A 22,945-nucleotide genomic window follows, 5' to 3' on the forward strand; every position below is an offset into this window, starting at 1 on the left:
GACTTCTAAAATGATTAAATATGCTATACTAGAATCATAGAAAGGGGCGTATTTGATGTCAAAAGGTATCCTTGATTATGAAGTAGGAGAAGCTATTGAACAGTTTCTACTAATAAAAAATTCTGTAAAAGGGATCGCTAGTAATGGAAAGCCCTTTTTAACGATTATTTTCCAAGATCAAAGTGGTGAAATAGAAGCGAAACTTTGGGATGCATCTGATGAAGATGAGAAAACATATGCAGCACAGAAAATCGTGAGAATCGTTGGGGAAATACAGAACTACCGTGGACGAAATCAATTAAAGCTAAGACAAATCCGGCCTGCAGCTCCCACAGATTCTGTGAAGTTAGCTGACTTCCTGGAAACAGCACCTGTTAGTAAGGATGAAATGTCTAGTAAAATTACACAATATATTTTTGAAATGAAAAACCCTAATATCCAGAGAATTACAAGGCATTTATTAAAGAAACATTTAAATGAGTTTTTAGAGTATCCAGCTGCAACAAAAAACCACCATGAGTTTGTGTCTGGCTTAGCTTATCATGTGGTTAGTATGCTTGACTTAGCTAAGGCAATAGCTGAGCTTTATCCTAGCTTGGATAAAGATTTATTATATGCTGGAATCATTCTCCATGACCTGGGTAAAGTAACGGAACTATCTGGACCTATTTCGACCTCATATACCGTCGAAGGAAATCTTTTAGGTCATATATCTATTATGGTGAACGAAATTGGTAAAGCAGCAGATGAGCTTCATATTACTGGTGAAGAAGTTGTTATTCTTCAGCATCTTGTATTGAGTCATCATGGGAAGGCTGAGTGGGGGAGTCCAAAACCACCATTAATTAAAGAAGCTGAAATTCTTCATTATATTGATAATTTAGATGCAAAAATGAATATGCTAGACCGAGCATTAGAGAGAGTGAAACCTGGTGAGTTTACTGAAAGAATTTTCCCTCTAGAGCAAAGGTCATTTTATAAGCCAACATTTCATAAATAATACCTTACAAAAAATGCTCTAATGGGCATTTTTTTGTTTTTTAACTCATATGGTTTATAAAGACTTGGACAACCATATGAGTTAAAGGAGGACGTTCTATGATACCGATTTGGATTTACTTTGTAGTTGCTGGGATTTTTATAAGTGCAATGATGGCACTTCGTACAGGGAGGAAAGAGAGAGAGGAAGAAATGCAAAGTATTGAACGAGAAGGAGAAATATATATGAAGAGGGTTGAGAGAGCCAGAGAGGGCCGATCAGCTCAATAAAAAAGGTTCCAGATAACTCTGGAACCTTTTTGCTTACAAGGCTAATATTAGCCTTGTGTTGTTGTTTCTTCACTGTCTAATGCTTTTTCTAAATCTTTATCTTGAATTTCTACTTTTGCATCCTTAAGTTCACGTTCCATTGCTTCAGTAATCGATGCTTCGTCTAGCTTGGACACTTTTACTTGATGTTCAATTTCAGCTTTCATATCTTCATATGATTGCTTTTCTTTCTTCTCGGTTACCTGGATAATATGGTAGCCATGTTCTGTTTTTACAGGATCACTAATTTTGTTGACTTCAAGTGCATAGGCAGCCTCTTCAAACTCAGCAACCATTTGTCCAGCTCCGAACCAGCCAAGGTCTCCACCGTTTGCTGCAGATGCTGTATCTGTAGAGTATTCAGTTGCTACATCTTCAAATTTTTCTCCCGCATCAAGCTTAGCTTTTACTTCTTTTGCTTTAGCCTCATCTTCAACTAAGATGTGACGAGCTTTGATTTGTGGCTTATAGTTTTCGTAGTATTCCTTCATTTCTTCCTCTGTTGCCTCAATATCCTTTACAGCAGCTTTCTCTTGTAGCATACCAATTCTAAACGTTTCACGAAGGTCTTCTTCGCTATCGTATCCATATTGAGCTAAAGCAACTTCAAAATTGTCCCCTAGTTGTTCCTTTAATTCAGCGATTTTTTCATCTAACTCTTCATCGCTTACTTCATAGTTGTCAGAAAGAACTTTTTCATAAACAAGCTCACGTAAAGTAGCTTCCCCGTATTTTTCCTTCATTGCCTCGTAAAGCTCGTCCTTCGTAATATCCCCTGCAGATGTTTCTACAACCGCTGCAGAATCATTGGCATTGTTACATGCAGTTAACGTAACGATGCCAGCAATGACTGATAGGGATAACATCCATTTTTTCATCTTGAACACTCCTACAAAATTATTTCGTATCATTCGGTCACAAACATTACTATACCATACCTGATGGGAAGAGCAAAAAAAAAATCTGTTCCACAATGGTAAATCTTCAAAAATAAGTAAATAGCCCATCCCATTATGGAATGGGTTACATAATATAAAGGGAACTAACAATAGTTCAACAAAAAAATCAGGCAATCCTTCATGTTTATCGGAATGCCACCATTAAAATTAGAGAGAAAGGGAGGTTTTAATGATGGGACACAATGGCTTTGCGCTACTTGTTGTATTATTCATCTTATTAATTATTGTGGGGGCAGCTTATTGTTAAGCTCCATGTGAAATAACACGAATCCTTTTAACGGATGTAGCTGTACTTGAATAGGATATATTAACTTTCCTTGAGAGGAGGTGTTAGAATGGGTCACTCATATGGTGGAGGCTTCGCGCTAATTGTAGTATTGTTCATCCTTTTAATCATCGTTGGTGCTGCTTGGCTATAAGCGAATATATGATTAAAGAGAAAGAGCGGTGGATGAATGTCCACCGCTCCTTATTGTTCTATGTAAATAGGATTTCTACATAGGAAGATATCAGAAGAATCGTTATTAATATATTAATTGTCCTAAATATTTGTGGCTGTCGTTCTTCAGGAATCTCTTTCTGTAAACAGAGAGAGTTTGTAAGTTTGTTAATTTGAAATAAAATAAAAACCGCAAGTACTATAAAAAGAAAAATCATCGATAAATCCCTCCTATGGGAAGGTGTTTTCTTGTATTGTATCATAATCAATTTTTAAGTTAAAAGAAAAATTGTTTTAGCAACTATTAGAGAAAGAGGACATCAGTAAGATGTCCCTTCCTTATTGATAATTAAAATTTCATAACCATCTTCGTTTTCTTCAATAAATGCGTTCTTAGGAGCGGTAATTACATCTTTTCCACAAATAAGATCAGAAACAGACATGCCAATATGGTAAGCTATTAAAATCGTAAAATAGTGTGCGTAATGCGGAAATAGGAAACAAGCTGCCAACAATACTGAATTAATAATGACAAATGGCGATAGTAGAGCGATTAAAAACTGATATTTTTTAATAGGTTCAGTAATTTGAATTTTAATTGTTGGAATAAAACCAAATTTTAAATCTAACGTTTTTCTTACCTTCTCATTCAAATGAGCAATTGGTAAAAAATGTAGAAGTTTATGAGCCGGATACAGTAAAATTAATGCTAAAATAAAATAAATAAAATGATTGTCATAAAAGGTTGTTGCAACAAATAAGTATGTTGCCGGAATATAAAGTAGAATAAAAGTAAATAACATAGTTAAGGCAGACAGTATAAAAAGTCGCTGTGATCCATATTGTCTCGTAAAGTTTATTGTTTTCCAGCAATTCAAGAGAATCAGCCTCCAAATGGAGATATAAGTATTTTGTAAGCTTCATATGTTCCACTTACTTTAGATACTTTACGATGAACAGATGAAAAAATCAATAGGAAAACAGCAAACATTTTTCGATAAATTTTTTGTCATATCATTTTACATTTTATACAATAGAATTTATGAAGAATAGAAAAGAGGTAGAAGGATGTTTGACGAGGAATTATTAGAAAGAATAAAGCGCTTAGAGTACCATCAATCCTTGCTTTTAAAGATGATTGGTAGCAATAAAGCCAAATTTGATATGTTAGTAATTGAAAAAGGTTTATCGGAAAGTGATGTACAGGTATTTTGTACGAATTGTGAACGGTTGAGCATAGAATTGGAAGAACAGAAAGCGGAAGGCTTTGTATATTTTCATCCGCTTTTTAAAAAGTTTAAAGAAGAATTACACCCACACTTCCAAGTAGAAGAAGTAATTCATGCATGTATCCTTCAAAGACTGTTTCTACCACTAATGGGTGAGCTTAAAAGGTACTTATGATTATACATACTCAGACGATGATTTTTTCTTTGTAAGCTTTCCTTCTTTTTCTTCAAAATCCTGTTCAATGTTTCTAAATGATGTTTCGAAAATCTCCATAAAGTCGTCCCCGTAAATATTTCGGACAATGGCCATTACTTCAATAATATCTGGAAACTTGCCGTACAGTTCCTTTAATGGCAAAGCACCTGAGAAAGCTGCATTTCCTGATGGCTCATAGTGTTCCATTAAGTCTAGAAGTATGCTTTCTCCTTTTTCCGTAATTTGCACATACGTGTTTCGCTTATCATTTTCCTTTTTAGAGAATTGTAAAAGTCCTCGTTCCTCTAGCTTCTTTGAAAAGTTAAAAGCAGTTGAAACATGCATGACCCCAAATTTCGCGACATCAGAGATGGATGCACCATTTAGATGGTAAGCAATCCATAAAATATGATGTTCATTAATATTAAGATCATGTGGCTTAATCCACTGCTGCCAATCCTTTTCAATGGCTTTCCAGAGAGCTTTGCTTAATTGTGCAATTCTCTGACTAAATAGCATTGCTTCTTTCATTGTATAATCTTTTCCCGTCATCCCTATTAGTCACCCACTTTTTTTTGTCTATTATTTTCATTATGCCAATAAAACAAAAATTAATAAAGATGTAATTTACAAAATTTTTAGAAATTAGATAAAATTTTATTTCCAATTATGAATTATTCGATAGATTTATAAGATTTATGGGAATTAATATAAAATATATTTCCTTTTTAAAAGAAAAATCCTTCTTTTCTTTTGAAAAAAAGGACAAACAAAAGCTTTTATTTCTATAGTAACTATTTTTTTTGTAAATCATTTTCAAGTTTTCGTAACGCTTCTTGAATCAAATCAAGCTCCATTTTTATTGCATTTTGGTTGTCGGCTGTAGACTCCTTCCACGCTTGTACACTAATTTTTATATCTTTAATCAAGCTTGAAAGGACAACCTTTCCTTCTTTAGTAACTGAAGTGATCTCCTTGCTCACATCTCGTATAGAAGTGCTTAGATTGGCCAGATTTTGTCTCCATTCCTCTTCAGAACGTATTAAATTTTTTCGAAGTGCTTCGCCAGAGCGAGGAGTTGTTAGTAATGTAGCAACACCACTAGCAATTCCTCCCACTACCATTCCAAGAAGGACTTTCTTTGCATTCATACACTCACCCCTAAATAAACGTTTATAGACCTTATATTAACACTAATCATCCTGGACTTAACCCTGTCAAGTAGACAATTCTAAAAAGACTATGCAGCCATAGTGATTTATATTCTTCTGGAGCAGGATGGTCAGAACCTTCTTGTAGAGGTCGTAAACAAACAAAGAAGAATTAGTAATATCAAGGTGACTTATGAGAAATAGTACTAATAATAAACCAAAGGTAGATTTTACGGAATCATTCTTTATGGTTTTTCTTATGGTTGTCGTGCTAGTAATAATTGGAACCATATCATATATATCCTAAAGATCCTTTAGAACACTTGATAAAGTATATCGATTTGTTTCAAGGTTTATTTTGATGTCACCTATTTTAATAATAGGTTTTAAGTTAAGCCCTACTACAATTGCTATCGCAAGCTACATTTTAGGAGTAGTCCTACAAACAATTTATCGAAAAATGAAAGGTAATAATGAAACAGAATGAATTGTAAATTTGAAACCTTTGTGGGTATAAACCGTATCAATAATAAGGAGTGATCAAAGATGTTAGATATATTTGGAGGATAAGGTAATTTCTTTAGTTCTATAGCTACGGCTATATTCGGAGAAAACCGAGAGATAAAAGGGGATTAAGTATTAATTTATGATATACAAAAGTAAGCCTTAGGAGGTCATATAAAGCTTAAGACTATTATTGTATCCTTTACAACCCTTTTATTCGCTACAGAAATACTTTATCTTATTGGACATATATTTAATATTCCTTGGTTGAAGGTTTCATTACGAATTTGAGGATAATGGAGAAGGGTTTTCACTAACTACCGGTTCATTTGTTCCCTTGATTTTGGGTTTAATATTCAGTTACTTTGCAGAAAAAAATATAATACAAAAGAAACTTGGTTAATTAGGTAAACAAAACACTTCTTATGATTCGGATGGTTTCTGTTCGAATTCCAATAATGATAAAAGGGTGAATTCAAATTGAGACAAAGACAAATTATTAAATATTGTATCTTTTCATTACTGGTGATGCTTTTCTTAAGCGGGTGTAACCCTAATGATGATAAGGATGATATATTTAGTTTCAAAGGTTCTTTTGTAGGCGATAACAGCGCAGTAGGAAACATCGTTAACCAATTACAAGGGGTAGAACACTTAAGTGGTTTTGAACTTGAGACAAAAACTGAACCGTATGGAATAATATTAAATTATGATTGGACAGATACAGAACAAAAGTATAGAGAAACAGCAATATATAATTCCATTTATTTATTTACATTAGTTCAGAATGTAGATTGGATAACATTCAAATTTGATGGTTTTGAATATAAAATTACAAAAGCGGAACTACAAGATGGTTCTGGGATACAGTTTCTACAAATCAAAAACAAAGAGGAATTAATAGATAATACACAAAAACTTCTAAATGAAGAAAATAATGTTAAATTATTCAGTTAAAGGGCATTGATCCAGATGGATCAATGCTTTTTTATTAACTTTTAAATTTAAATCCCCCTTCCAGAAAGCATGAATTAACCTAATTTTACAGGTATTAAATGTATATTTTTAGAAATTTTTGTAAATTTATGTTGAATAATAAAAGTAATGAAAATATACTAATATTTGTAAAAGTGAATTTGTGTGTAATAGTAAACTTTTTTCTATATTTTGATCACTTAAATTCATATTGAATTTACTGTACTAATGTTTTTTCTAGTTAGATATAATTAAAATTTCCACATAGGGATGTGAAAGTACTTGATTACTGGTTTATTAGAAAAGGCTATTCAGAAAGACGAAGTTTCAGAGAAGATTGTTTTTGAAATGTATTATCAGCGAGTTTATAATACCGTTTATTATTATTTACATGATCGAGAACTCACACAGGATGTAGTTCAAGAAACATTTTTGAAAGCTTTTATGAAGTTACATACTATAGATGATTTTGAGAAATTTGGAGCATGGTTGGTAACTATTGCTTCATGCACAGCCGTCGATTTTCTTCGGAAAATAAATAGATGGAATGATATTGCTTCAGAAGACATTGTAATAGACGAGCAATATAGAAAGAGTACGTGTAATGTCTCAGAAGTAGAAACTATTGTCGAAGAGAACCACCTTCGAGGTCTTTTACTACAAAAAATCGATGAGTTATCATCGGAACATAAAACTGTTTTAACTTTGAAATATCTACATGATTTTAGATATGAAGAAATTGGGGAGTCGTTAAAAATAAAACCCGGAACTGTCAAAACACGTATTTATAGAGCAAAACAAAGGATGAGGGAGTTGTTAGAACAGGAAATAAAAGATTGGTAACCTAAACAAACATAATGTCCAACCTAGTAGTTTAAAACACTTCATGGCGAGAATATATTAAACTTAGATGAATATTTAGTAATAATAGTAAAAAATAAAACAAAACACTAATTTAACCCTTTATAGAAGGATTCCACTTCTTTCCTCTTTGTCTATCCTACATAATTTGCAATCTACTTTTAACCGGTAACTAGAAATAAATATCCTGATTTTACATACCCCTAAGCTTCTAAATTTCTTTTAAAAAATATGTATTTTTTGGAACATTTATCGAGATATGAACGTCTATGTTTTGTATTTCACATGAAAGGATGAATTAGATGAAACGGTTTCTATCTTTATTTGTTATGTTTTTGCTGATTTGGGTATGTACCTCAAATAGTTATGCGAATGCAACACAACCAACAGAAAATGATATGCATAAAACGTACTTTATAGCTTTCCAATCCAAAACAGACAGTAATTTAGTAAAAGCAAATGGAGGAAAGGTAAAAAGAGAATATAAGTACATACCAGTAATAGCTGCTACACTTCCTGAAAAAGCAGTACAGGCTCTAGCAAAAAATCCGAAAATTGCATATATCGAAGAGGATGCTCCAGTTACTACAACTAATCTAGCAATGCCTATTATCGAAGCGGAAGCTACAACTATTAAAGCTACTCAAGAAATCCCTTGGGGGGTTTCACACATTGGTGCAACAAGTGTTCAGCAAAATGGATACCTCGGAACCGGCGTTAAGATTGGAGTTTTAGATACTGGAATTGATTATAACCATGAGGATCTTAAAGTAAGTGGCGGTATAAGTTTTGTTAAGGGAACCACAGATTTTTTTGATGACAATGGACATGGAACTCATGTGGCAGGAACTATATCTGCATTAAATAATTCACTTGGAGTAGTAGGTGTTGCACCTCAAGCTGACCTCTATGCAATTAAAGTACTAGACCAATCCGGGGATGGTAGATACAGTGATATCATTGCCGGGATTGAATGGGCAATTAGTAATAACCTAGATATTATTAATATGAGTTTAGGAGGAACAAAACCCTCCACAACTTTAAATAAAGCTGTTGATAAAGCCTATAACAACGGAATGATCCTTGTTGCTTCTTCTGGCAACCTTGGAGTTGGAAAAAAAGATACAATCACTTACCCTGCTGCTTTTGACTCTGTTATTGCAGTAGGTGCAGTGGATGAACTTAATAAAAGAGCAATATTTTCAAGCACAGGAAAACAATTAAATATTATGGCCCCAGGAGTTGTTATTTATAGTACAGTCCCAGGGGGATACGGCTATGAAAGTGGAACATCTATGGCTGCTCCTCACGTAACCGGTGCGGCAGCTCTAGTTAAGGAGTCTAATCCTGGGTTAAGTAATGTACAACTTATAAAACATTTAACAGATACCTCAATACAATTAGGGGAATCTTCTTTATATGGAAGTGGTTTAGTGGATGTCATGAATGCTGTTGGTAAATAAATTTTAAAAATAATCCATTTTTGGGAACGATTTGGTAAAAACAAGCGTCAAGAAGGTAGTAGCAGACAAGTCAATCGGTTACTTGTAGGCTAAAGGGCATCCTTTACCAATAAATTAGTTAATACTGAAAGATTAGGTAAGGTTAATTAGCCACAAAAGGGAGGAAGAAGGATAAGGTAAGATCAAAATAGGAAAATAAGAGTTTACAATTGTATTTTATTATTTCTCGGAAATTAAAAACAGAAGGTTAAGGGAGGAAATTAATTATGAAAAAGAAGATTCTTGGTTTTCTATTAACTACAGGTTTACTTATTTCTCTACCGGTGAGCAGCGGTTTTGCAGCAGAACTACAACCTGAAACAGATACGTCGGGATTTAGTCCAATTGAGCATTATCTTGATCAAGAAGGAATCAGCGATATCCCTACAAATAATACAAAAGATAAAAAGAAAGATGTATCAGCTCAGACCGCTCAGAGTAAGTCTTATTCAATACCTGGTGGTAAAGGTACATTAACATCAGATGCTTGGAGAAGTACGTATTCAACTAAATCAGGTAACACTTTACAATGGGATTATCAAGTTACAGCAAAATATACCGGTACTTGGACAGTTGAAAGAATAAGAACAACATGGCAAGGTTCAGCTAACTTAAGAAACTCTGCAAGTATTTCTCTAGGTATTTCAAATAGTTCAGTTTCCGCTACTTCAAGCACTTCATGGCAGAACATTAAGACGGTTTCTAAATACTGGGAGAACACTGGTGGTACTAAGACATCTTGGTATTCAAGTAATATGATCGTTGCTCCAGCTGCAGATTATCAAAACTATACAATAGCTTTAATTAATACTGCGACAGTTAAGCTTAAAGGCGACAATATGGTTTATCAAATCAGTGCAGGGGTTTAAGAAAAAATATTGTTAAAAAGAGCTTACTTCCTAGCATTTTAATTTTCTAGGAAGTAAGCTTAATAGATTTTATTGTACTAAATAGCCAAACACGGAATATATTACCCTCATTTGAAATTATATATGAACTTATAAATTATTATTCTATACATATTTAGCCAAAAAATTAATACCTTTAACAGGGGGATGTTTTCGTGAAAAAATTATTATTTTTTATCTCATGTTTCTCTTTAATCTTATCTGGTTGTTCTGAGAATACTTCTACTTTAGAAAAAGAGAAAGAAAAGGAAAAAGTAAAAGTAATTGAAAAAGATAATGACAATCTTATACAAGTTTTTAATCCTTTTATTAACAAGTTTATTTCTTACAATACAAAAACGAACTTACCTGAAGAAGATAAATCAATAGCAGATAAACCCAATACAATGCAATATTCATTTAATACAAAAAGTGACTATTATACTAAAGGGGATAGCTATAATTTTCATTTTGAAATAGTAAAGTTAGAGGAAGGCGCTGTAAAATCCGTTTATAAACTAGAAAATGAAAAAACAGAGGCTATTTTTCCACTAGCAATAGATGGAAAGGATATGTTTTTTATAACTACTGATTATTCAAATTCAGAAGAACCTATCTCTACAATTGTTAAATATGAGGATAAATCCTTAAAAGAGTACGATAATGCAAAAGGTAATATAAGTAGTAATGGGGTTATCTTCAATGGGAAATTACACTATACCGTATACGATAAAAATTCTAATTCGTATTCACTTTTTTCTTTAGATTATTCACAATATACTAATGAGCCCGAATTAGTACAATCTAATATAGAAGGAAGAGAATTATTTGTTTTAAACAATAAATTGTATGTAAGTAATGATAAGCAAATATATACCAATGATGGAGATTCTTTTAATAAACAAGGAGAAAATTTCTACAATACTGAAAGTAACACTTTAATACATGTATTTTATACTGAAGGAGAAAATCAATTATCACTAAAACTAATTGATGCAGGTACAAAGGAAGAAATTAAAATAATAGATAATGTTGTTGGCTTTAACTTAGAAAAAGGAGAGTTAGTTGCATACTGTTTAGGAGAAATTGTAAGAGTCAAACTAACTTAGTTTGTTATACATAGAAACAGATGGATAATTTTACAATAAAAATACGAATATATTAAAATGTAATAGAACTGCACCCCTTATTTAGAACGAGATAAATTGGGGTGTATTTTTTTAATGGTAATAATCAGGGAGGTTTAAAATGTCAGATGATTTATTGAAAAAACGTAAATTAATTGATAGTACTAGACTTACTGCAAAACAAACAATCCTGTATTTAGGTATTTATTTTATTTTCGGTAATCTCTTAGGGGTTATTGCTAAATATAGCGATACTATTCCGTCCAATAGTGGGAACGGAATTGTTTATAGCTTCATTAGTGAGATTACAACTAACTTGGGTCTATGGGTACTCTTGGCAACTCTCATTACTTTTTGGAGTAGAAGCCCTACATATGCAGCTCTTAATGTACTTACATTTTTTATAGGGATGTTGACATCATACTATATCTATTCACATGTGCTGTTCGGATTTTTCCCAACCCATTATTTTGTACGTTGGGGTTCAATTGCACTTGCTTCTCCTATTTGTGCTTACATAGTGTGGTTTAGTCGAGGCGAGGGTTGGGGATCATCACTGTGTGCAGCATTACCTATTGGTTTTTTGCTTACGCAAGGTATGTCTTTCTTTTACATTCCTTCAGTGGTATTAGGGTTTGATTTATTTTCAGGGATATTACTGCTAATCATATTAACCAAATCCACAAAACAGTATTTAAAGGTCATTCCTATGACAATACTTATTGTCTTAATTATAAGAAACACAGACGTTATTTATTATCTATTTGGAGGATTATAATTTAAATTTCAAATCATAATACTACTTGCCCCATAAAAACTATGCATGAGTAGAAAAGAGTATTCACTACTGCTACATCATACAATGAGGGTATAACCTTTTTAATAATTTAATGAATCATCCAATGAAGGACGTTACTCATGAGGACGCTATCTCTTTCACCGTCCATAAGGTGGATGATTATTGGAAGAAGAAATTGATATAGGTTTATTTTCAATGCCCTATTTTTATGAAGTACATGGAGTGGGGAATAAATTATTTCTAAGCTACATTGAAAAGTATATGGAAGTTGGGGATATATTTGAAATTTATCATGTACGAAGTCAAAACCAATTTGATGAATTTAGGAGTAGGATGGAAGAAGCTCCTGAACCAATAGAAATAAATGTAGGAAGCTATACTTATCGAGATATTTATGGTACTTATCAATTTAATTCAAAAAAATGGGTAGAGGAATTAAGTCATCGTAATTATATTTCTCATCATGGTATAACCACATTTGTTAAGTATTGATTTTTAAGTACTATCAATATTTTGTTTACTAAATCAGGTTATTGGTTATAAAAAAAGGATAGATGCATACACAGGTATTATTCCTGGTCATCTATCCTTTTACTTTTATGTTAATTTGTTTCCACAGCTTTAAATTATATTCTATATAATTATTCTGCTTTTAGTACATCAGTAGATCGCATGTAGCCTTTCTTAGCGGTACGGGTAATGGATATAAATATTGGAATAAGACAACAGAATTTAATAATGTGTAAGACTATCAAAGAGATGATATTATAGACCCAAGTATGGTAGACGCAAGGGGAAGAACTAATCTTGAAAGAATGAAAAAAGGATTGGCTCCACTTGGTCCAGATGGGAAGTCAATTAATCTTCATCACACAACCCAGAGAAATACAAGCTCAATAGCAGAAGTAACACAGACATTCCATAAGGAAAACAGTTCGGTAATCCATATCAACCCTAATACTATACCTTCTGGTATAAACAGAACAGAATTTAATAATTGGAGAACTGATTATTGGAAGAATAGAGCTAATGACTTTTAATATGAGAATGGAGGATAAAAATGAGCGTTGAAACTTATCAGAAAGCAAAGCAAATTATTCATGACAATGAAGATTTGGCTGACTTTATTGGAGGGCGGTCAAATGAATTAATAAAATTGGCTGAAGAAAAGCTAGGTGTAAAATTTACTGGGCTGTATTTAGATTATTTACAAACTTTTGGAGTAGGAAATTTCGGGGCTCAAGAAATTTATGGGATTATTAATGATAATTTTGAAAACTCTACTATTCCTGATGCAATTTGGTACACTTTAACGGAAAGAAAAGAAATTAATCTACCTAATAACCTTCTTGTTATTTATGATACTGGGAGCGATGAACTTTTTTGTTTAGATTTTAATCAACTTGATGAAAAAGGAGAACCAAAGGTAGTATCTTTTGTGCCTGGTATTGATTTGGAAAGTCAAAGTTATGAAATAATTGCTAATAATTTTGGTGATTTTTTATTAGATTTAGTTATGCAAGAAGTATAGCATAGCATAGCATTTAAACCTTGATGGCTAAATGCCTTTCAAGGTTTTTTGACTTTAAGAACTTTATGGTTAAAAATAATATGACTTTAGAATCATTTTCCATTTCCTCTTGGCATCTCGACACACCTCGTAGAAATGCTATTTTAAATATGTACAATAATGCTTGAATTAATATGTACAATCTTGCTTCAATTTTTCATACTAGTCATGAGGTGACTAGCTATGTATCTATCATTAAATGTGGATATCGATTTTGAGGTTAAGAGTCTTTCAGACTTAACAAAATTCAAGCAAATAATGGAGCATATGAAGATGAAAATTAATAAGAGCAAAATAGCGGAGGAGTTAGGTGTAGATCGCCGAACAGTTGATAAATACTTAAACGGTTTTGTTCCTAAGAGGACAAGAAAAAAGTCTTCGAAAATAGATGAGTACTATGAAGTAATCGCTGCCTTACTATCAGAGGACTCTAAGCAGGTGTTTTATTATCGACGAGTACTATGGCAATACTTGAAGGATAATCATGGGTTGGAGTGTGGAGCTTCCACCTTTCGTGCCTATATTGCACGTACACCAGAATTTAATGCCTACTTTACGGAGGACAAGCGCATTGCTTCCCCCAAGGGGACTGTTCGTTTTGAAACACCACCAGGAAAACAAGCACAATTGGATTGGAAAGAAAACATTCTTTATGAGACAAAAGATGGTGAACAGGTCGAAATAAATGTAGCTGCACTCATTCTTTCCACCTCAAGAATACGCACATTTTATATGAGTGTATCAAAATCTCAAAGTACTCTATCTTCCTTTTTTACGGAAGCTTTTGAAGCGTTTGGTGGTGTTCCTGCGGAACTCCTTACGGATAATATGAGAACAGTGATGGATGAAGCAAGAACGGAACTTTCTCCAGGTAAAGTGAATGCAAAGTTTGAACAGTTCGCAAAAGACTTTGGCTTTAAAGTAAGAGCGTGTATCGCAGGACGACCACGGACAAAGGGGAAAATAGAGACCACCATGAAGCTATTAGATGAAATCCATGCCTATCAAGGTCAATTTACATTAGAGGAGTTGCATCAGTTTATACAGGATTTAGCTAACAGAGTTAATCACCAGATCCATCAAGGGACGGGGAAAATTCCGATCATGGAATTTAAAAAAGAAAGGAACCACTTACTCCAGCTACCAACTGAAAAAGTAAGAGATTCCTACCGTATCAAGCATACAACTGTAAAAGTCAATGCATCCAACATGATTTCCTACAAATCCAATCAGTATTCTGTACCACCAGAATATCAAGGAAAGAAAGTAGGTATACAGGCGTATGATGACCACTTGTGGATTTATTATAACATGAAACTCATTGCACGGCATCCAATCAGCAAAGCAAAGCTAAATTATCAAGAGGCACATTATAAAGCAGGTTTGACGGTTTCAGCCCCAAACTATCCAGAAATTGAAGATTTGGCTAAGAAGAATCTAGCAACGATTGGAGAGGTGTATAAGTAATGAATCCAGCAACTAATTATCAACAGTTAGTAAGAAATTTGGAGTATCTAAAGTTGAAACAAATGATCTTACATCTAAATGAAGTGGTCGATTTTGGCGTACAGAATCAACTGTCGTTTATTGATACGTTAATCAAACTCACTAATTATGAAATCGATGTACGAGAGCAGAATATGATACAGTCAATGGTAAAGGTCGCAGGTTTTCCGCATTTAAAGGAAATAAAGGATTTTGATTTTACCTTTCAAACGTCCGTTAATCAGCAGCAGATTCTAGATTTTCTAACCCTTCGGTTTATAGAGATGAACGAGAATATTGTTTTCTTAGGGCCAAGTGGAGTGGGGAAAACTCACTTGGCAACAGCAATAGGGATCGCAGCAGCAAAGAAGCGGACAAGTACATATTTCATTAAGTGCCATGATTTAATTCAGAATTTAAGACGTGCACGACTAGAGAACCGTCTAGAAGCCCGATTAAAGCATTATACAAAGTATAAACTATTAATTATTGATGAAATTGGTTATTTACCCATTGATCAAGAGGATGCCAAGCTGTTTTTTCAGCTGATTGATCTGAGGTATGAGAAGCGAAGTACCATCTTTACGACAAATGTAAATTTTAAAGCGTGGGATGAGGTCTTCCTGGAAGCCAAACTGGCAAATGCGATTTTAGACCGTATTTTACACCATGCATCGGTAGTAGCAATGGTGGGAAGTTCTTACCGCCTAAAGGATCACTTTACAAAAGAAAGTGAGTAATTTTGTACATCTTTAAACGAGCAATAATGTACATATTTGTGTTGACATTTATACACCTCGTTATAGTTTGTCATTCTATTATAACAATCTGTGTCTACTTTTTAGTCTAGCATCAAATAATAAATAATTTTATATAACATGATGATCTGTAAAAAATATGAAAAGTGAATATATTGTTAGGAAAAGATTTGTAGAAATGATTTAGTCAAAAAGATGGCAAAGAAAATGCTGTAACGAATGCCTCTTTTGGTCACTTGCTTTTTTTGTAAGAGTTAATAAAAAATAAAAAAATGAATAAGAGTTGAATCTATAGGCATACCAAAATTAATTTATTGGGTATGCTTTTTTTCTGTTCCCAGGGTGGTGTAAAGTCTATTTAATTATGAAAATGTAATGCAATCTGATCTTTTTTGCTAATTAAAAATTTATTAGATTGTTTAGGTATATTTATAAAATATTTGTTAACACTGGTGCCTAGAAGCTATAAAAAAAATTTTCTATGTAGGTGAGGGTGTGACATGAAGAACTTTAAAAATAACTATTGGGAAAGTACAAATTGCGATATTCCTCCAAATTCTAGAATGATCTTAAATGAATATCTCTTAAGTTTAAAGATAGAAAATAAGGCAATCAGTACAATTATTAGATATTGTGGAATACTAGAACGATTTCTGAATGAATGTAGGATTCCTCTATCAGAACTACAATCAGAAGATGTCCGAAAATGGATTAAAGAATTTTCTAAAGGAAAGAAGCCTAAAACAATAAACTTAGTGATATTTACTCTATCTTCTTTTTTTAACTTTTGTCTAGAAGAAGAATATATGGAAGTAACAGTGATGAAAAAACGTTGGAGACCAAAAGTTCCAATATCTTTACCAAAGTATTTGGATGAATATGAGTATGCACGTGTTAAGCGGTTTTCAGAGCAATTATCTCTACGTAACCGCGCCATCGTTTTGTTTCTTTTTACATCAGGTTGTAGAGTTTCAGAAGTTACTAACTTGAACATACAGGATGTCAATATTTCAAAACGAACAGCAGTGGTACTAGGAAAAGGGAAAAAAATAAGACATGTTCATTTTTCAGAAGAATGTTCCTTAGTGTTACAAGCTTATTTAAAAACACGTTCTTGTTATTCTTCTGAACCATTATTTTTGAACAGATATGGACAACGATTTCACGAACGTGGAATTCAACTGATTCTTAAGTTAATAGGAAAAGGGGTCGGTCTCAATCAGTCGTTACACCCTCACGTTTGTAGGCATACATTTGCTACAAATATGTTGGCAAGGGGGGCAGATCTTCAGTTTATAGCAGATGAGATGGGGCATTTTGATTTAAATACGACTCGAGTTTATGCTCAGATTCCGACTGAAGATTTGAAGATAAAATACCAAAATATCATGGGGTGAAAACTATGAATATACAAGAGCAACAATCTTTCTTTAATGATCAACAAGCTCAATTCAGTCCCGAAACCATTCGAACGTATAAGATAGCTCTCTTTCAATTTTTTTCATATTGTCAAAAAACTGTGAAGGAAGTAAAAGCAAAAGATGTAAGGAACTGGTTGGCGAAAATGTCCGAAGAAGGGTTAAAGCCTCGCACTATACAAATGAAGTTATCTGCACTTAAATCATTTTATCAATATTTAATGGAGGAAAATGTCACTAATAAAAATCCAGCAAAAAGAGTACGTACTCCGCAGAAAGAGGACAAACTTCCTTATTATCTTGATAAAAAACAACTTGTTTTACTTCAGGAACTAGTTAAAGAGAATGAAAGGGATCGGGTAATAGTTGAGACTTTATATGCAACAGGGGTTCGTATTAGTGAACTTTTAAATATCAAGATAGAAGATGTGAAATGGGATAGCCGCCAAATTTGGATTCGAAAGGGTAAGGGAAACAAAGAAAGATTCGTTTTATTTACTCATGAGTGTGCAGAGCGGTTAAAAACATATCTAAAAAAAAGAACGGTCAAAAGTACATACTTGTTTGCTACTCACAGAGGAGGTCCGTTAAGTCCAGTCACCGTTCAGTTGCAATTTCGTGAGTTTTCGAAGAAGTTAGGGTTTAAGGTAAGTCCACATACTTTAAGACATACGTTTGCTGCGCATCTTGCAGAAAAAGGGATGGATTTTACCTATATTCAGGAACTGCTTGGTCATGTGAATATCAATAGCACGCGTATATATACTCGCCTGATGAATCATGCTCGAAAAAAACAATATGACCAATACCAATCGTAAGGGTAAGGAGAAAAAATGAACAAGTACTTGGAGTTGAAGAAAAATACCGAGAATCAAAATGTAATTAATGAATTTTTGCTCTATTTGAGAAATACGAAAAAGAGTGAGACAACTATACGAAATTATAAGAAAATCTTGTACCTTTTTTTAAAACAAAAGGAGATGCTTTTTTCTTCAATTACACCTGGTGATATCGATGAGTGGATCGAAGAGTATAAAAATAAGGTGAAAGAAAGAAGCATCAGAGATTATTTATCCATGTTACGGTCCTTTTATAAATTTTGTGTAATGGAAGGACATATGGTGGAATCACCTATCAAAAAGATACCTACTTGGGAGGATAGTGAAGAAAATTACTGGGAAGTAAAGATACCTTTATTAAACGATGCGAATGAGAAAATACTGAATGAGTTTTTGCAAAGTTTGAAAAAATCAAGTAAAAGTAAGTATACCATTATGTGTATCAGGCAACAGTTACAATCCTTCTTCAAGGAAAGGGAAACACCTTTCTCGTTGATTACACCGGATGATATCAATGAGTGGTTTAAGAAACATCAAAAGGAATGGAATAAAAAAACGATCAGAAATAACTCATATTACTTACGTACCTTTTTCGACTTTTGTTTAGACAAAGGCTTTATCGAGAAAACACCTATACAAAACCAAAAAAGGGGTCGAGGAATTCCCGAAAACTACTGGGTTCTATCGATATCCTTACCCCGATTGAAAAATGAGGAAGTTCTCAGTGAATATTTGCTGAACCTGAAAACTATGAATTATAGTCATTATACGATTATGAACTATCGATATTTTTTACAAATGTTTTTTAATGGAAGACAGGAGTCATTCTCGGACCTTACTTCGCATGAGATTCAGAAATGGCTACTAAAAAATGAAAAAGGGTTAAAAGAAAAAACTATCCAATTTCGCTTAAATACCTTGAAAAATTTCTTTGCCTATTGTGTAGAAGAAGGTTATATAGATAAATCCCCAATCAAAACACGATGGTTTCCACGCCTTCCGAAACCGATTCCTAAGTACTTGGAAAAAGATGATATGGTGAAAGTTCAACAACAAGGGGAAAAAGAGTCCCTCAGAAACCGGACTTTGTTGGAATTCCTGCTATCATCTGGCTGTAGAATTGGGGAGGTTTACCTGTTAAATAGGGAAAATCTAGATATGGAAGAAAGGACTGCATGGGTATTTGGTAAAGGGAGGAAATTTCGACAGGTTCATTTTTCGGTAAAATGCGGCGTGCTTTTAGAACGTTACTTGGACTCTCGAGTAGATAATGAACCGGCTGTCTTTGTTACAAGTACAGGAAAGCCTACCCGACTTTCAATTGGGCGGATGCGATTCATTCTGAGTAATATGGGGGATAAGGTTGCTCTTTCTGGATCGCTACACCCACACCGATTAAGGCATACGTTTGCGACGGAATTATATTCAAAGGGAGCAGACCTTTCTTTTATCGCGGATGAATTAGGACATAAAGACCTTAAGACAACACAAATCTATGCCCATATCCCGAAACGGGAGATTATTTCCACATATCGCAAGTTTATGGGATAAAGAGGATGGAGAGTATGAATTCCGAATTTTATATGAAACAATTCGCATTGGATCAACAGTTCCGGTTGGACCCGGAGTCGGTGAAACGATACCAATGTGCAGTGAAACAATTAAAGGAATACACAGGTAAGGGGATTGATGCCATCAATAAACAAGACATCCGACAGTGGCTAAATCATTTGTCAGAGGAGGGTTATCAACCTTGGACCATCTGGTCTAAGGTGACGGGATTGAAAACGTTTTTTAAATATTGCTTAGAGGAAGGTTTTCTATCTATTAATCCAGCTGAAAAGGTTCCGTTCCCAATCATTGGAGAAAAACAGCCATCTTATTTAACAAAAAATGAACTTACACAACTTAGACAGTTAGTCGAGGGACGATTACCAGAAGAACGGGCAATTATTGAACTCTTACACTCGACCGGTATGAGGATTAGTGAACTGCTTGCGATGAAAAAAGAGGACATTAAATGGTCAGAACGAATGATTCAGATCCCAAAAGGGAAACAAAAAAGAGGGCGTATTGTGTTATTTACTAGAGAATGTGAAATTCACTTAAAAGCCTATATGGAGAACAGAACGTATGAGACAACGTTTGTATTTGAAAGTCGCAAATTAAAAGACCGGACCATGCACCCTGATGCTGTCGGAAATTGGTTTCGAGCCTACTCTAAGGAATTAGGGTTTAGGGTGACACCGCATACCCTACGTCACACATTTACTGCTCATCTCGCTCAAAAGGGGATGCCACTTGATCATATTCAAGCTCTATTAGGGCATGAAGATCCGAAACAAACTCGCTTTTATGCTCGATTATACAACCAAGCCCGTAAAGAAATGTATGATGAATTTATGTAATGAATCAAAGATGTAAATTAAGATGTTCTAAAACCTGTCCTTCTCCCTATATATGTAGTAAAGGTGGAAAAATGGAAAATTGGCCATTACTAAAAGAGAAAAGGACGGGAGAAGAAAGATGGAGTATATCAATCCATTGTTCGGTGAATACCATAATAAAAAAGAAATGATTATAAAACAGGATCCTCAGGTAAAGCAAATTGAAGTGCGGAAAATAAGAAGCGACAAAACGCATAATATCAATTAACACTACTTGTTGCCTAAAGATAAAACGTCTCAACCCATTGGTATTACTGGGTTTGAGACGTTTTTTTATTATTGGGTTGGTGCGCAAAACTTATATTAACATGATTCAATCTGGGTAAACATGTTGTGTCACATAGATTCTTATATACAAGCATATATATAAATATTTCATGAACAAGAAGGTGGTATAGGTGGTCAGCTTTTTAGTCCTAATAAGCATAATTTGTTTTGGAGCCGCAGTTTTCTTTATTTTATCGCTTATGAAACCGGGTTTTTATCCTCCAAAAAAGGTGTTGAAAAAGAGAGCAAGCACATTTTTGGGGACTGGGATCGTCCTTTTGTTAGCTGCCATTCTTCTATCTAGCATAAAATAGAAAAGAACCCTTGAAGGGTTCTTTTCTATTAACCAGAAATAACTTGCTGGTTAAGTTTTGTTCGTTTAACAATCACATAGGCAATTGGGTAAAGCACAATCATAGCAATTGTGTTAACCACAGTAGCAGGTAAGACCACACCAGCAAATAATGCTGCAAATGGACCTGGTAACCCAGCAATTACACTAGCTGAACCTAAGAATACAAGTCCAGACACAACTGTACCAACAGCAGTTAATACGCCAACACTGACCATATTGTTTCTAAATTTCTTAAGAGCTAGAAATAGACCAAAGAAAACAAAAGCAGTAATTGGCTTATCGATAATATTCGGGAATAGTCCTCCAGGAAAGCTTGTAGTTAAGCCAGAAATAATGCCTGTAACTAAAGATACAAGTAGCACATTTTTCTTTTCAGGGAAAAGCATAATTCCTAAAAACATCATCGTTAACATCATGTCAGGCTTCATTCCAAAAAGAATTGGTGGAACAACTGCATGTAATACCGCACCCATACCCACTAGTAATGATAATGCAACAAGATTTTTCGTATTCATTTCTCATCTCTCCTCGTCTGTTCTACTCTCTTTTTCGTTCCTCCTATAGTGCACTCATTGCCTATAGCGAAAAACTTGCTCTTATTATATCACACTACTAATTATTAAAAAAGTTGACTATTATGGTGATTATTTTTGCGAAAATTTCTTCATGAACTCAGCAAGCTTTTCAACATTTTCAAGAGGAACAGCATTATAAATGGATGCGCGGCATCCACCGACTGAACGGTGACCATTTAATCCAACAAAACCTTCTTCTTTTGCTTGTTGAAGAAAAGCTTTTGTTGCCTCTTCACTTTGTAAAGTGAAAGTCACATTCATCTTTGAACGGCTATTAGGGGTGGCATGCCCGCTATAAAAACCTTCACTCTCATCAATGGCATCGTATAGAAGCTTAGCTTTTTGATCATTTATTTTTTCAATTGCTGTTACACCGCCTTGATTTTCAACCCAATCAAGGACAAGTTTCAATAAATAAATAGCGATTGTAGGCGGCGTGTTATATAAGGAATTGTTCTCTGTGTAAGTTTTGTAATTAAGCATGGTTGGTAACGCATCTGTAGAGCGTTCTAACAAGCTTTTCTTCATAATTACAACAGTAACTCCAGAAGGTCCTAAATTTTTCTGTGCTCCCGCATAAATCAAATCAAACTTTTCAACTTGTAAATTTTTGCTTAAAATATCACTCGACATATCTGCAATTAAAGGAACAGGTGAATCTGGGAAGCTTTGCCATTGCGTACCAAAAATTGTGTTATTACTAGTAATATGAAGATAGGCAGTTTCAGCTGAAAGATCTGAAAGAGTAAACTCTGGTATCATTTTGTAATTGCTATCTTTACTTGAAGCAAGAATGCTTGTTTGTCCAACTTTTTTAGCTTCTTTTAACGCTTTTTCAGACCAAGCCCCAGAGAGGATGTAGGAAGCTGTTTGACCTTCCTGCAGTAGATTCATTGGAACCATAGAAAACTGAGTACTAGCACCACCTTGTAAGAAAAGGACTTCATAATCATCAGGAATGTTCATCAGCTTTCTAAGCTTTGAGATGGCACCATCGTGAACCTCCTCATAGGGCTTACTTCTATGGCTTAACTCCATTACCGACATACCGGTACCGTTAAAATTAAGCAAATGCTTTTGAGCTTCAATTAGAACCTCCGCTGGAAGAGCAGCTGGTCCTGCATTAAAATTAAGTGCGCGATTCATACAATACATACCTCCATTTAGATATTTACGGTTTAAAGCAGCAAAGAAAAAAGATATATTTATCCTAACAGAAAATCGTACTATGTAAAGATGAGAATTTGAACATTATGAAAATTTTAAAAAAGGAATAGAAAAAGACTGTCCTAAA

Annotated in this window: 29 protein-coding genes; 22 read left to right on the forward strand and 7 right to left on the reverse strand. The window is 33.9% G+C overall.

Features of this window, described 5'->3' with window-relative positions; all coding sequences use genetic code 11:
- The first annotated feature begins 55 nt into the window (after window positions 1-55).
- Window positions 56-1,000, forward strand: a complete 945-nt coding sequence (gene yhaM, locus ACQ5H4_RS18870) for a 3'-5' exoribonuclease YhaM (RefSeq protein WP_430776539.1) — start codon at window positions 56-58, stop codon at window positions 998-1,000.
- 98 nt (window positions 1,001-1,098) lie between these two features.
- A complete protein-coding gene (locus ACQ5H4_RS18875; RefSeq protein WP_430776540.1) occupies window positions 1,099-1,269 on the forward strand; it encodes a sporulation YhaL family protein in 171 nt (56 codons plus the stop codon).
- 47 nt (window positions 1,270-1,316) lie between these two features.
- Here the strand turns inward: ACQ5H4_RS18875 and ACQ5H4_RS18880 are convergent, their stop codons facing one another.
- Complete coding sequence (locus tag ACQ5H4_RS18880; RefSeq protein WP_430776541.1) at window positions 1,317-2,186, reverse strand: peptidylprolyl isomerase; 870 nt, start codon at window positions 2,184-2,186, stop codon at window positions 1,317-1,319.
- A gap of 250 nt (window positions 2,187-2,436) precedes the next feature.
- Between ACQ5H4_RS18880 and ACQ5H4_RS18885 the strand changes: the two genes are divergently transcribed.
- Entirely contained in the window at window positions 2,437-2,514 is a 78-nt protein-coding gene (locus tag ACQ5H4_RS18885) for a YjcZ family sporulation protein (protein ID WP_119710501.1), read from the forward strand.
- A gap of 88 nt (window positions 2,515-2,602) precedes the next feature.
- The gene (locus ACQ5H4_RS18890) at window positions 2,603-2,686 is read left to right on the forward strand and encodes a YjcZ family sporulation protein (RefSeq protein ID WP_119707122.1); all 84 of its coding nucleotides are present in this window, start codon (window positions 2,603-2,605) and stop codon (window positions 2,684-2,686) included.
- 58 nt (window positions 2,687-2,744) lie between these two features.
- Here the strand turns inward: ACQ5H4_RS18890 and ACQ5H4_RS18895 are convergent, their stop codons facing one another.
- The gene (locus ACQ5H4_RS18895; RefSeq protein WP_119707123.1) at window positions 2,745-2,924 is read right to left on the reverse strand and encodes a hypothetical protein; all 180 of its coding nucleotides are present in this window, start codon (window positions 2,922-2,924) and stop codon (window positions 2,745-2,747) included.
- 102 nt (window positions 2,925-3,026) lie between these two features.
- Window positions 3,027-3,584, reverse strand: coding sequence for a DUF3267 domain-containing protein (locus ACQ5H4_RS18900; protein WP_430776542.1), 558 nt, complete (start codon window positions 3,582-3,584; stop codon window positions 3,027-3,029).
- 190 nt (window positions 3,585-3,774) lie between these two features.
- Between ACQ5H4_RS18900 and ACQ5H4_RS18905 the strand changes: the two genes are divergently transcribed.
- Window positions 3,775-4,110 (forward strand): DUF1878 family protein, encoded by a 336-nt coding sequence (locus ACQ5H4_RS18905; RefSeq protein ID WP_430776543.1) that lies wholly within the window; start codon window positions 3,775-3,777, stop codon window positions 4,108-4,110.
- Here the strand turns inward: ACQ5H4_RS18905 and ACQ5H4_RS18910 are convergent, their stop codons facing one another.
- Both ACQ5H4_RS18910 and ACQ5H4_RS18915 read right to left on the reverse strand, forming a co-directional pair.
- Window positions 4,111-4,683 carry an HTH-type transcriptional regulator Hpr gene (locus ACQ5H4_RS18910; RefSeq protein WP_430776544.1) on the reverse strand — a complete coding sequence of 191 codons (573 nt, stop codon included), beginning with the start codon at window positions 4,681-4,683 and terminating at the stop codon, window positions 4,111-4,113.
- Between the two features lie 242 nt (window positions 4,684-4,925).
- Window positions 4,926-5,282 carry a YtxH domain-containing protein gene (locus ACQ5H4_RS18915; protein ID WP_430776545.1) on the reverse strand — a complete coding sequence of 119 codons (357 nt, stop codon included), beginning with the start codon at window positions 5,280-5,282 and terminating at the stop codon, window positions 4,926-4,928.
- A gap of 984 nt (window positions 5,283-6,266) precedes the next feature.
- Between ACQ5H4_RS18915 and ACQ5H4_RS18920 the strand changes: the two genes are divergently transcribed.
- From ACQ5H4_RS18920 to yhzF, 17 genes are all read left to right on the forward strand, one after another.
- On the forward strand, window positions 6,267-6,743 hold the full coding sequence (locus ACQ5H4_RS18920) for a DUF4825 domain-containing protein (RefSeq protein WP_430776546.1): 477 nt from the start codon (window positions 6,267-6,269) through the stop codon (window positions 6,741-6,743).
- Between the two features lie 300 nt (window positions 6,744-7,043).
- Window positions 7,044-7,604, forward strand: coding sequence for an RNA polymerase sigma factor (locus ACQ5H4_RS18925; protein WP_430776547.1), 561 nt, complete (start codon window positions 7,044-7,046; stop codon window positions 7,602-7,604).
- Between the two features lie 320 nt (window positions 7,605-7,924).
- The gene (locus ACQ5H4_RS18930; RefSeq protein ID WP_430776548.1) at window positions 7,925-9,085 is read left to right on the forward strand and encodes a S8 family peptidase; all 1,161 of its coding nucleotides are present in this window, start codon (window positions 7,925-7,927) and stop codon (window positions 9,083-9,085) included.
- A 266-nt stretch (window positions 9,086-9,351) separates the two neighbouring features.
- On the forward strand, window positions 9,352-9,993 hold the full coding sequence (locus tag ACQ5H4_RS18935) for a hypothetical protein (RefSeq protein WP_430776549.1): 642 nt from the start codon (window positions 9,352-9,354) through the stop codon (window positions 9,991-9,993).
- Window positions 9,994-10,187: 194 nt separating this feature from the next.
- Window positions 10,188-11,120 (forward strand): hypothetical protein, encoded by a 933-nt coding sequence (locus tag ACQ5H4_RS18940; protein WP_430776550.1) that lies wholly within the window; start codon window positions 10,188-10,190, stop codon window positions 11,118-11,120.
- A 139-nt stretch (window positions 11,121-11,259) separates the two neighbouring features.
- Entirely contained in the window at window positions 11,260-11,916 is a 657-nt protein-coding gene (locus ACQ5H4_RS18945; RefSeq protein WP_430776551.1) for a hypothetical protein, read from the forward strand.
- A 183-nt stretch (window positions 11,917-12,099) separates the two neighbouring features.
- Complete coding sequence (locus ACQ5H4_RS18950) at window positions 12,100-12,429, forward strand: hypothetical protein (protein ID WP_430776552.1); 330 nt, start codon at window positions 12,100-12,102, stop codon at window positions 12,427-12,429.
- A gap of 287 nt (window positions 12,430-12,716) precedes the next feature.
- Window positions 12,717-12,977 carry an HNH/ENDO VII family nuclease gene (locus tag ACQ5H4_RS18955; protein WP_430776553.1) on the forward strand — a complete coding sequence of 87 codons (261 nt, stop codon included), beginning with the start codon at window positions 12,717-12,719 and terminating at the stop codon, window positions 12,975-12,977.
- 20 nt (window positions 12,978-12,997) lie between these two features.
- Window positions 12,998-13,468 (forward strand): SMI1/KNR4 family protein, encoded by a 471-nt coding sequence (locus ACQ5H4_RS18960; RefSeq protein WP_430776554.1) that lies wholly within the window; start codon window positions 12,998-13,000, stop codon window positions 13,466-13,468.
- A gap of 222 nt (window positions 13,469-13,690) precedes the next feature.
- Window positions 13,691-14,974 carry an IS21 family transposase gene (gene istA / locus ACQ5H4_RS18965; protein ID WP_430776555.1) on the forward strand — a complete coding sequence of 428 codons (1,284 nt, stop codon included), beginning with the start codon at window positions 13,691-13,693 and terminating at the stop codon, window positions 14,972-14,974.
- On the forward strand, window positions 14,974-15,732 hold the full coding sequence (istB, locus tag ACQ5H4_RS18970; protein WP_430776556.1) for an IS21-like element helper ATPase IstB: 759 nt from the start codon (window positions 14,974-14,976) through the stop codon (window positions 15,730-15,732). Before istA ends, istB begins: the two co-directional genes overlap by 1 nt.
- Before the next feature lie 518 nt (window positions 15,733-16,250).
- Window positions 16,251-17,147, forward strand: coding sequence for a tyrosine-type recombinase/integrase (locus tag ACQ5H4_RS18975; RefSeq protein WP_430776557.1), 897 nt, complete (start codon window positions 16,251-16,253; stop codon window positions 17,145-17,147).
- A 5-nt stretch (window positions 17,148-17,152) separates the two neighbouring features.
- Entirely contained in the window at window positions 17,153-17,986 is an 834-nt protein-coding gene (xerA, locus tag ACQ5H4_RS18980) for a site-specific tyrosine recombinase/integron integrase (RefSeq protein ID WP_430776558.1), read from the forward strand.
- A gap of 15 nt (window positions 17,987-18,001) precedes the next feature.
- Entirely contained in the window at window positions 18,002-19,558 is a 1,557-nt protein-coding gene (locus tag ACQ5H4_RS18985) for a tyrosine-type recombinase/integrase (protein WP_430776559.1), read from the forward strand.
- A gap of 14 nt (window positions 19,559-19,572) precedes the next feature.
- On the forward strand, window positions 19,573-20,415 hold the full coding sequence (locus ACQ5H4_RS18990; RefSeq protein WP_430776560.1) for a tyrosine-type recombinase/integrase: 843 nt from the start codon (window positions 19,573-19,575) through the stop codon (window positions 20,413-20,415).
- A gap of 118 nt (window positions 20,416-20,533) precedes the next feature.
- On the forward strand, window positions 20,534-20,662 hold the full coding sequence (locus ACQ5H4_RS18995) for a hypothetical protein (RefSeq protein WP_430776561.1): 129 nt from the start codon (window positions 20,534-20,536) through the stop codon (window positions 20,660-20,662).
- 190 nt (window positions 20,663-20,852) lie between these two features.
- Window positions 20,853-21,035 (forward strand): membrane protein YhzF, encoded by a 183-nt coding sequence (gene yhzF, locus ACQ5H4_RS23355; RefSeq protein ID WP_488592171.1) that lies wholly within the window; start codon window positions 20,853-20,855, stop codon window positions 21,033-21,035.
- Between the two features lie 28 nt (window positions 21,036-21,063).
- On the opposite strand, the gene ACQ5H4_RS19000 is transcribed toward yhzF, so the two are convergent.
- On the reverse strand, window positions 21,064-21,591 hold the full coding sequence (locus tag ACQ5H4_RS19000; protein ID WP_119707128.1) for a tryptophan transporter: 528 nt from the start codon (window positions 21,589-21,591) through the stop codon (window positions 21,064-21,066).
- Between the two features lie 129 nt (window positions 21,592-21,720).
- Window positions 21,721-22,797, reverse strand: coding sequence for a 3-phosphoserine/phosphohydroxythreonine transaminase (gene serC, locus ACQ5H4_RS19005; RefSeq protein ID WP_430776562.1), 1,077 nt, complete (start codon window positions 22,795-22,797; stop codon window positions 21,721-21,723).
- Between the last annotated feature and the right edge of the window lie 148 nt (window positions 22,798-22,945).

The sequence above is a fragment of the Bacillus coreaensis genome (assembly GCF_050586445.1).
GTDB classification, from domain to species: domain Bacteria; phylum Bacillota; class Bacilli; order Bacillales; family Cytobacillaceae; genus Robertmurraya_A; species Robertmurraya_A coreaensis.

What these genes read in the sequence shown, in the direction of transcription:
- yhaM (WP_430776539.1), top strand. Translation starts at nt 56, where the DNA reads ATGTCAAAAGGTATCCTTGATTATGAAGTAGGAGAAGCTATTGAACAG.
- ACQ5H4_RS18875 (WP_430776540.1), top strand. Translation starts at nt 1,099, where the DNA reads ATGATACCGATTTGGATTTACTTTGTAGTTGCTGGGATTTTTATAAGT.
- ACQ5H4_RS18880 (WP_430776541.1), bottom strand. Translation starts at nt 2,186, where the DNA reads ATGAAAAAATGGATGTTATCCCTATCAGTCATTGCTGGCATCGTTACG.
- ACQ5H4_RS18885 (WP_119710501.1), top strand. Translation starts at nt 2,437, where the DNA reads ATGATGGGACACAATGGCTTTGCGCTACTTGTTGTATTATTCATCTTA.
- ACQ5H4_RS18890 (WP_119707122.1), top strand. Translation starts at nt 2,603, where the DNA reads ATGGGTCACTCATATGGTGGAGGCTTCGCGCTAATTGTAGTATTGTTC.
- ACQ5H4_RS18895 (WP_119707123.1), bottom strand. Translation starts at nt 2,924, where the DNA reads ATGATTTTTCTTTTTATAGTACTTGCGGTTTTTATTTTATTTCAAATT.
- ACQ5H4_RS18905 (WP_430776543.1), top strand. Translation starts at nt 3,775, where the DNA reads ATGTTTGACGAGGAATTATTAGAAAGAATAAAGCGCTTAGAGTACCAT.
- ACQ5H4_RS18910 (WP_430776544.1), bottom strand. Translation starts at nt 4,683, where the DNA reads ATGACGGGAAAAGATTATACAATGAAAGAAGCAATGCTATTTAGTCAG.
- ACQ5H4_RS18915 (WP_430776545.1), bottom strand. Translation starts at nt 5,282, where the DNA reads ATGAATGCAAAGAAAGTCCTTCTTGGAATGGTAGTGGGAGGAATTGCT.
- ACQ5H4_RS18930 (WP_430776548.1), top strand. Translation starts at nt 7,925, where the DNA reads ATGAAACGGTTTCTATCTTTATTTGTTATGTTTTTGCTGATTTGGGTA.
- ACQ5H4_RS18935 (WP_430776549.1), top strand. Translation starts at nt 9,352, where the DNA reads ATGAAAAAGAAGATTCTTGGTTTTCTATTAACTACAGGTTTACTTATT.
- ACQ5H4_RS18945 (WP_430776551.1), top strand. Translation starts at nt 11,260, where the DNA reads ATGTCAGATGATTTATTGAAAAAACGTAAATTAATTGATAGTACTAGA.
- ACQ5H4_RS18955 (WP_430776553.1), top strand. Translation starts at nt 12,717, where the DNA reads ATGGTAGACGCAAGGGGAAGAACTAATCTTGAAAGAATGAAAAAAGGA.
- ACQ5H4_RS18960 (WP_430776554.1), top strand. Translation starts at nt 12,998, where the DNA reads ATGAGCGTTGAAACTTATCAGAAAGCAAAGCAAATTATTCATGACAAT.
- istA (WP_430776555.1), top strand. Translation starts at nt 13,691, where the DNA reads ATGTATCTATCATTAAATGTGGATATCGATTTTGAGGTTAAGAGTCTT.
- istB (WP_430776556.1), top strand. Translation starts at nt 14,974, where the DNA reads ATGAATCCAGCAACTAATTATCAACAGTTAGTAAGAAATTTGGAGTAT.
- ACQ5H4_RS18975 (WP_430776557.1), top strand. Translation starts at nt 16,251, where the DNA reads ATGAAGAACTTTAAAAATAACTATTGGGAAAGTACAAATTGCGATATT.
- xerA (WP_430776558.1), top strand. Translation starts at nt 17,153, where the DNA reads ATGAATATACAAGAGCAACAATCTTTCTTTAATGATCAACAAGCTCAA.
- ACQ5H4_RS18985 (WP_430776559.1), top strand. Translation starts at nt 18,002, where the DNA reads ATGAACAAGTACTTGGAGTTGAAGAAAAATACCGAGAATCAAAATGTA.
- ACQ5H4_RS18990 (WP_430776560.1), top strand. Translation starts at nt 19,573, where the DNA reads ATGAATTCCGAATTTTATATGAAACAATTCGCATTGGATCAACAGTTC.
- ACQ5H4_RS18995 (WP_430776561.1), top strand. Translation starts at nt 20,534, where the DNA reads ATGGAGTATATCAATCCATTGTTCGGTGAATACCATAATAAAAAAGAA.
- ACQ5H4_RS19000 (WP_119707128.1), bottom strand. Translation starts at nt 21,591, where the DNA reads ATGAATACGAAAAATCTTGTTGCATTATCATTACTAGTGGGTATGGGT.
- serC (WP_430776562.1), bottom strand. Translation starts at nt 22,797, where the DNA reads ATGAATCGCGCACTTAATTTTAATGCAGGACCAGCTGCTCTTCCAGCG.